This window comes from Candidatus Methylomirabilota bacterium, from assembly GCA_027293415.1.
GTDB lineage: Bacteria > Methylomirabilota > Methylomirabilia > Methylomirabilales > CSP1-5 > CSP1-5.
Map to the genome: position 1 here is coordinate 1 of JAPUFX010000161.1, position 6,939 is coordinate 6,939.

The 6,939-nt window shown below is 53.9% G+C and carries 6 protein-coding genes; 2 read left to right on the top strand and 4 right to left on the bottom strand.

Annotated features, from left to right (window positions below; all coding sequences use genetic code 11):
- The 4 genes from O6929_11230 to dctP all read right to left on the bottom strand — a co-directional run.
- Positions 1-837 (bottom strand): DUF2877 domain-containing protein (locus O6929_11230; GenBank protein MCZ6480960.1); only part of this gene is annotated, 837 nt, incomplete at its 3' end.
- Positions 838-976: 139 nt separating this feature from the next.
- Positions 977-2,287, bottom strand: a complete 1,311-nt coding sequence (locus O6929_11235; protein MCZ6480961.1) for a TRAP transporter large permease subunit — start codon at positions 2,285-2,287, stop codon at positions 977-979.
- Between the two features lie 142 nt (positions 2,288-2,429).
- Entirely contained in the window at positions 2,430-2,933 is a 504-nt protein-coding gene (locus O6929_11240; protein ID MCZ6480962.1) for a TRAP transporter small permease, read from the bottom strand.
- Between the two features lie 455 nt (positions 2,934-3,388).
- Positions 3,389-4,375, bottom strand: a complete 987-nt coding sequence (dctP, locus tag O6929_11245; GenBank protein ID MCZ6480963.1) for a TRAP transporter substrate-binding protein DctP — start codon at positions 4,373-4,375, stop codon at positions 3,389-3,391.
- A gap of 227 nt (positions 4,376-4,602) precedes the next feature.
- Here dctP and O6929_11250 point away from each other — a divergent pair, with 227 nt between their 5' ends.
- Both O6929_11250 and O6929_11255 read left to right on the top strand, forming a co-directional pair.
- On the top strand, positions 4,603-5,892 hold the full coding sequence (locus O6929_11250; GenBank protein MCZ6480964.1) for an integrase: 1,290 nt from the start codon (positions 4,603-4,605) through the stop codon (positions 5,890-5,892).
- Between the two features lie 262 nt (positions 5,893-6,154).
- The gene (locus O6929_11255; protein MCZ6480965.1) at positions 6,155-6,817 is read left to right on the top strand and encodes a heme-binding protein; all 663 of its coding nucleotides are present in this window, start codon (positions 6,155-6,157) and stop codon (positions 6,815-6,817) included.
- The last annotated feature ends 122 nt before the right edge of the window (positions 6,818-6,939 follow it).

Consider the following 6,939-nt stretch of genomic DNA (forward strand, 5'->3'; position numbering starts at 1 on the left):
CGCTGCCTCTGTGGATTCTTTTATGCAATTCGAGTCCCTGCCTTGAGCTATTCTCCTCGCCAGGACCGCCAGGGGTTCGGAAACCTCTCCTTCAATCGCATAGTTGATATAGGTGCGGCTGATCTCGTTGGTTTCGTTCAAGGAATTGGCAAGCCAAATCCCTATCGATGATAAAAAACTCCTTCTTGATCGCTCCACTCCTGCAGTGCTCCATAGACCAGCCAGGTAACCGACGATGAAATCATCGCCGGAAGGGGTAAGGCCAGGACCCAGTCCTATTAAGGGCTTTAAAGCAGAAGCGGCTTTGTCCACCTGCTTCTTACCAGTAGCATATAACAGCTTCGGAAAGCATTTCCTCGCAGTTTGAACGAGTATTTTCGTGCCAGACAACGGGAGTTGATTTTCCTCCAGGATGGAACCCTTAGTTAGGATGGCTGTAAGCCCATGGTTGCGGCAATGACACCGAAGTTCCTCCCACACCACCCTCAGGGCACCAAAAGCACCGGGTTTCTCTAAGTCGATCTGCACTGCCGATAGATTGGAGCGCCATGGTCGGGCAGAGCGTAGATCAATGGAAAGAGGTGACCCGCAAAATCTAAGAATATTTGCTCGGCAACCGACTGGCTGACCCAACTCGAGATAGTCCTCAAAGGTGAAATCCGAAGGTGTATCGAGGCGAAGACCCTGAGGAGCATTGTGCAAGCTTGATGACAGCAGGGTGATAAGAGATTGATCGTTGATGGTAATGTTACAGGCATGATGAAAAACACTATGGACGAATCCGTCGAAGTGGTTATTCACCACACCTTTTCCAGCTGAGATAGCCTGAAGGCGCATTGATTACCCCTGCGAAGCAACTTAAATTATCATCATCTCCCTTCTTTTACCCAACAACGAGAAGCTTCACCAGCAATGTGTGGACGCCGCTATATTTTCAGACATCAATAATCAGCGAATAAGGCAAGATAGGCTGTGATCACAGTAGGTTTGGTAGCCACAAAGCAACTCCGGGAAATACGATTAAGATTATCAAGACCACAAGGTCACAACCAAGGAAGGGCAACGCAGCTAAATACACATCCCGCATAGTTGTACCAGCTGGTGCTGCTGCTTTCACCGCGAATAAGCTGGTACCGAAGGGCGGCGTAGTCAATGCCATCTCAGCATTGAGAAGCATCAAGAGCCCAAACCAGATAGGATCAAAGCCCAGTGCCTCAACAACCGGCATAAAAATGGGAATGGTAACCATGAATATCGTAACGACCTCCATAATGGCTCCCAGTATGAGCACAACGATCATCATCCCAACTATAACCATGATCGGGGGAACTGGAAGACCGGCGACAAAGCCGCTGAGACCCCTGGTAATCCCTGCGAAAGCCAGGATCTGGCTGAACGTAGCGGAAGAGGCGAAGATCATAAGAATCATTACGGCAATCCTGACGGTGCCCCGCAGGGAAATCTTCACAAGGCTCCAGTCCAGCTTTCTGTAAAAACCGGCCAGCAGAAAGGAACCCAGAGCCCCCGTGACTGCGGACTGGGATGGAGTTGCCACTCCTAAGAAAATGAGCCCGAGGGTAAGAAAAACAATAAGCCCAAGGGGCAGCACATAGACGACTGTGTCATAGATTTTGCGAGAAAAAGGGGGACGTTCCACGGCGTACGCGGGGGCAATATCTTTTTGAATAGCAGATCTTGTAATAATATAGATCATATACAGCGCGGCAAGCATGAGCCCCGGAATGGCAGCGCCGATTAGGATCTTGGTTACCGATATCTTGGCTATAGCTGCCAGAACGATGGCGAGTCCGCTGGGGGGGATCATCATGGCCAGCCCACCTCCCCCCAAAATAGGCCCAATACTCATGGGCTTCTTGTAACCTTGCCTTTCCATTTCGGGACATAGCACAGTTGCCATTACGGTTGAGCTGGCCAGGGACGAACCGCTCATGGTGGCAAACAAGGTGGCGAACGCAATGCCGAGTATAGCTAACCTCCCGGGGACTGCTCCTAGCCATTCACCGAGAACCCTGAGCAAGGTAGTCCCCATGCCCGAATGGAAGATGACCATACCCATCAGGGTAAATTCCACAATAGCGAGCAGCGTGAAGCTGGATACGGCGGTTTGTATGTTAATCACGACCAACTCCATGCCTGGGCCTCCTCCCCATAAGGTAAGAGCGCCTCCCATGGTAAGCAGCATGAAAACGAAGGCGATGGGAAAGCCGGTCATCAGCAAGGTTATGAGGCTGGCGAAGAATATCAAGAGTAGGCTAGGCCATTCCATGGGATTTCCACCGTTAACTTATACTTAGGTCCTGTTTAGAAATTCTCGCCGAGAATGAGCGTGGCGCAGCCTGTCCAGAGGGCTTGTGGGTCGTCAGGTGAAGAACGTGAACTCACTATTGCCCGTCTCGGTTTTCCGCCGGCTAGCCGGCTTTCCCCATTTTCCATTGATTGAAGTACGTGGTCGTCCTGCGCAGGAATTGAATGCAAAGCGCTGCAGCCCCAACGGGTATCGGGAGCAGGAGGGGATACAAGAACGGTTTGATGGGACTCTCGGTACGAACCGTGCCAGCTAGGTACTCTTCTATTGTAGTTACGGAGCCGAAATAGGCGAGCGTGGCAGTGACAACGACTCCGACTGAGGATGTGGCCACCCCCATCAGTGCTTGGTGCCTTGCGTTCAACAACTCAACGATGATTTCCACCTTGATGTGGCCCTCCTCTCGTAAGAGCCAGGCCGCACCAAAAAAAGCCATGTAGACGAGAGAGTATTCGGATATCTCTATAGCCCACCCCTGCGCAGAACCAAAAAACTGCCGGCTGACGATATCGGAGAGGGTGAGCAATGTGGCCGACACCACCGCCGCTGCCGAGACCACGAATAATGCGTCTAGGCATTTATCCCAAGCAATACCCAGCTTCGCCAATTTGCCCCTCACCGCGTTTATCTCTTCTTGACTTGCCTGTTCAGCCGGCACGTTGCGGCACGCCTCAACTTACACCCTAGGGTAACAGCACTTGGCGAATTGCGGTCATCAAGGTCGTGCCCCAGGATGTCCACGGAGGCAGGATGGCGCATGCGAATTCCCTGGATAGAGAGGGACCTGCTCTACGGGGCCAAACTGGTCCAAGACAAGGCCCAGCTCGGTACCGAAATGTCCGCCGAGCGTGCCATTAAGCGGGCGGTAGTGAAACTCCAGGGGGGAAATCGTCGTCATGAAGTGAACTTCACAACGGGAGAACCTTCCGTGGATGAGCACCAAGGCGACGACCAACCCGGTGAGGGCTTCTGGACCCTCTTGATCGCAGAACGGGGGGACCTTAGCGATTCCCCCCTCGTAAGTGAAGGATTCAGCTTAGCTCGAGCTTCTCTCATGGCGCTCTACTTGACCATCAGCGGCCGCATTTTTTTAATCAGGTCTTCTCCGACTCTTTTCTTAACCCTCTTCCAGGACAGGTCCATGACATCGTTAAAGAAGCGCTGGCTTACGTCCTTAGGCCAGAGTATTCGCTTCATACCACCTGTCTGCGCCTCTCGCCAGGCTTCATCAAGCTCCCGCCGTTTGAGCGGGATCAATTGACGCTCTGTCTCTTCCGCGGCATCCACCAGCACCTTCTGCAGGTCTGCGGGCAGGCTATTAAATTTACGGAGGTTCATGGCAAGAATTGTATTCCCCGCGGGAAAGAAGGCGGGGCCCACCCAGTACTTGAGCACTTCGTAAAGCTTGAATGCTACGACAGTTGCCATCGGTGCCGGCCTCGATTGAATCAGGCCTTGTTGAAGGGCCGTGTAGACCTCTGTGTTCGAAACCCTCACTTTTACGCCTCCCACAAGATCTATAATCGGTTCGTAAATTCCGGAGGTCCGGAATCCCAGGCCCTTGAGGTCCGCTGGCTTCTCTGCCTTTCGGGTCGTGACTATGGCAAAAGGAGAGCCAAAGTGCATCCGTCCGAGATAGCGAAAGCCCTTTTTTTCAAACTCACCCACGACGAGGTCGTAGAATCCGCTCTTCCTCTCCTCGAGGGGATTGAGAAGGGAAAGATGAGCTGCATTGTATGCAGGAACGTGTAGCACATAGGCCCAGGCTACGCTGAGATCCAGCACGCCTCTCTTGACAGCGGCTGGCTGCTCCTTCGAACCGGTTACCTCCGGTCCGCCCACCCAGTCAATTTTCAGCCGACCTTTGGATTTTTCCTCCACGACCTTCTGGAAGATCGGCACGCCCGATACAGTCGTGGAGGTATTGGGGTCATAGGTCGCCAGCCTCAATGTGATTGTTTCTGCCTGTGCAGGAATCGCTATTATAGCGGTAAGCGCCGACGCGACTACAACCGCCAAGCCCAGCAGGAATATCCTCATATTCTTCATTGTGCACTCCCCTTCCGCGCGTTTGGGTCCGCGCTTGCTGATTTACTCGTATGCGGATTAATATCGTGCTCCAACTAGAACACTAAAAAAGACATGCCTATCCTGATCTAGCGAAATTGTCAAGCCCTCGTATTGCGCCGTGTATAATCTAACCCTAAGACCATTCGTTGCGCCATTTGTGATTCTAACCCTCCAAGGGCTCATTATGGAGCTCAAGGAGGGCAACAATGGAAGGGTTCACAATGGCACGACGATCCATGCGGGAGTATTTACGATCCATCTATAAACCGTACCAGCGCGCACCACGGGCGGAGAAGGGGATGATCCTAGAGGAATTCTGCAAGGTTTGCGGCTACAATCGTAAATATGCCATCTGGCTTTTAAACCGGCCCGTGCCGGAAGTAGCCGCACGCAAACGGACTCTATCTCGCTCTCCTACCTACAGTCAGGCGATGGTAAGGATTTTGGCAAAGGTGTGGCAGTCCTCGGGGTATCTGTGCTCCCAACGTCTGAAGGCCGCTCTTGTGCACTGGCTGCCCTGGATAAAGCAACACTTTGAGCTGACCCAATCGATAGAGGCCCAGCTACTGGCCATCAGTGCCCGTCAGATGGATCGGCGCCTGAGGGCAACCAAGCACATCGTGAAACGGCGACTCTATGGCACCACTCGACCCGGATCACTGCTCAAGCAGGTGATCCCCATTAAAACCAATCATTGGGATGTGAACCGGCCAGGCTATCTCGAGATCGACCTGGTGTCACACTCAGGGGCCTCAGCGGTTGGGGAATTTCTCCACACCCTGGACTGCGTCGACATTGCCACCTGCTCGGTGAAGCGCAAGGCGGTCATGGGTAAGAGCGCCTTGGGTATCTTGAATGCGGTCACCGAGATCGAACACCAGCTCCCTTTCCCCCTCAAGGGGATCGACTCCGACAACGGCAGCGAGTTCATCAACAACCACCTTCTTGCCTTCTGTCAACAACGCCCAGCTGGCCGCACTATCCAGTTCACCCGCTCGCGTCCCTACAAAAAGGACGACAATGCCCACATCGAGCAGAAGAACTGGACCCATGTCAGGAAGCTTATGGGCTGGGATCGCTATGACACCGCAAAGGCCCTAGAGGCCGCCAACCAGCTCTATGAGAAGCTTAGGATCTTCCAGAATCTGTTCCAGCCCTCGATGAAGCTGCAATGCAAAATCCGCAAAGGCTCCCGACTCATTCGCCGTTATGACACGCCCCGCACCCCGTTCGAGCGGGTTGTGGAGTCCCGAAAGGGAGATCGCAAAAAGCTGGCAGCACTGGCTCACACGCTTAAGACAACCGACCCCTTCGAGCTCTCCGGCTGCATCGATCAGCAACTGGAGCAACTCTACAAGCTGGCCAGCCATGCAGACAGAGCACCGCGGGAAAGGCCACCGCTGAAACAAACGCCGTGGAGAGATTGGACCTTCAGCAAGAAACTACAGCGCCAACAACAGGACATGAAACGACAGATGCGAGAGGACTTCGGTTAGATTTTGTAATGACGCAACGAATCCCGCTAGGGTTAGATTTATAAATGGCTTGACAGGTGGGGACGGTCAACTCCGACGGGAGACTGACGACTAAAAAATACGGGACCCATATTCATGTGGAGAAGGTCATTCGCACCGATTTACCACTGATAGCGGACGGCTAGCCCTGCGGGATTGGAAATGGCAAATCTCAAATGGCATATATGGATTTGCGATCTGCGGTTTTCAATCTGCAATTCCCAACGCCAGCGAGGAGAGGCGATTGACTTACGTCATCACCGAACTCTGCACTAACGATGGCGCCTGCGTCGATGTTTGCCCGGTAGCCTGCATCCATACCACTCCCGGGGCGCCGCAGCACTATATCGACCCTGAGGTGTGTATCGATTGCGAGCAGTGCGAAATCGTCTGTCCCGTGGACGCCATCTTCATTGATTGCGACCTACCGACCGAGCACAAGCACTCACTGGAGGTCAACGCCAGCTTCTTTCGCAAAAACAAACCGGATGTTGGTCCGGTTCCGGTGGAGATGGCATGGGAAATGGTCAATGCCGCGCAGGCTTACGCGGGAAGGGAGGGGGTCGCTGTGACGGTTGCGGTTGTGGATGAAGCCGGCTGTCCCATCGCCGTCGGGCGGATGGACGGGGCCGAGCCCAGGACGGCAGAGCTTGCCTTCAATAAGGCCTACACGTCAGCCGTCTTTCACGTTCACACAGCGGAGTTGGTACCCCAAGCGCGGCAAGCCTGGCTTCGAAGCCTCATTGTCTCCCACCGCGGTCGCATCACGCCTGCGGGTGGCGGTATCGTCATTGTCGACGGAGTTGCCATCGTCGGCGCCATCGGAGTGGCCGGAGGTACTCGGGCCGAGCAGGACACCCTCTGCTGCCGGGTCGCCCTCGCTGTATTGGAAAGCTCCGGGCACTAAGCCCTTTCTGCTTAAAGCAAGTGCGGCATGACGCCGCGGGCGAACCGCTCCATGGAATCAAGGACCAGTTCTTGGGATAGGCTACCCATGTTCATCCAGCAAAGGATATGGGTTGCTCCGGT